Here is a 1,266-nt window from a genome sequence, read left to right as displayed (position 1 = left end):
TGGTGTATAGCGGTTTGTTAAGTCTGTACCATTCACTGTTGTGGAATAGTCTTCCACTGTATTTTCAGTCACGGTGTAACGAATTAACTTACCTTGATTGTATTTTGGCAGATTAGTAAATTCATATTTCCAATTGTCTTTTTCTGTCACTGTTTTAGTATCAATAATTTTCCCATCAGCTAGTAAATTCACTTCAATTGAAGTTGGACGTTTACCATCTTGATTATTGGCATCATCCCAGTGTTTTTCACCTTTAATTTCAGTGATTTCTGGATCATGGGTATTTGTAATAATGATATTTCCAATGTTATCATCTAGCACATTTGTTGTGTAGCCTGATACCTCATTGATTTCTTTAACAGTGTATTTAATTGTGGTTCCATTTGCCTTTTCAGCTAAATCTTGCCAAGTATACTGCCACTTATTACTGTCATTTAATTCAACTGGATTACCACTTTCCTTGCCATCTGCATAAAGCTGAACTTGAATAGCCTCTGGTCGTAATCCGTCTTGATTTTGATTATCTTCCCAACGTTTTGTCACGGTGACACTTGTTTTTCCTGGTGTGTAGTGATTGGTCAAATCAGCACCACTCACTGTTGTGGAATAATCTTCCACTGTATTTTCAGTCACAGTATATTTAATCAATTGACCTTGATGATATTTAGGTAGGTTAGTAAAGTCGTATTGCCAATTATCTTTTTCAGTCACCGTTTTAGTATCAATGACTTTCCCATCAGCTAGCAAGTTCACTTCGATTGATGTCGGGCGTTTCCCATCTTGATTGTTGGCATCATCCCAGTGTTTTTCACCTTTAATTTCAGTGATTTCTGGATCATGGGTATTTGTAATAATGATATTTCCAATGTTATCATCTAGCACATTTGTTGCGTAGCCTGATACCTCATTGATTTCTTTAACAGTGTATTTAATTGTGGTTCCATTTGCCTTTTCAGCTAAATCTTGCCAAGTATATGTCCATTCGTTCCCATCATTTAATTCAACTGGTTTGCCACTTTCTTTGCCATCTGCATAAAGCTGAACACTAATAGCATTCGGACGTATTCCGTCTTGATTTTGGTTATCATTCCATCGTTTTGTGACTGTCACACTTGTTTTACTTGGTGTATAGCGGTTTGTTAAGTCTGTACCATTCACTGTTGTGGAATAGTCTTCCACTGTATTTTCAGTCACGGTGTAACGAATTAACTTACCTTGATTGTATTTTGGCAGATTAGTAAATTCATATTTCCAATTATCTTTTTC

Annotated in this window: 1 protein-coding gene; it reads right to left on the bottom strand. The window is 35.9% G+C overall.

The annotated features are described in order from the left end of the window. The coding region (locus CBF36_RS12135) for a Cna B-type domain-containing protein (protein ID WP_125958615.1) at positions 1 to 1,266 on the bottom strand (1,266 nt) is incomplete at both ends.

Origin of the sequence: Vagococcus bubulae (assembly GCF_003950315.1) — a bacterium.
GTDB lineage: Bacteria > Bacillota > Bacilli > Lactobacillales > Vagococcaceae > Vagococcus > Vagococcus bubulae.
Note: the sequence above shows the minus strand (reverse complement) of the source record. Positions and strands in the feature narration are given on the sequence as shown.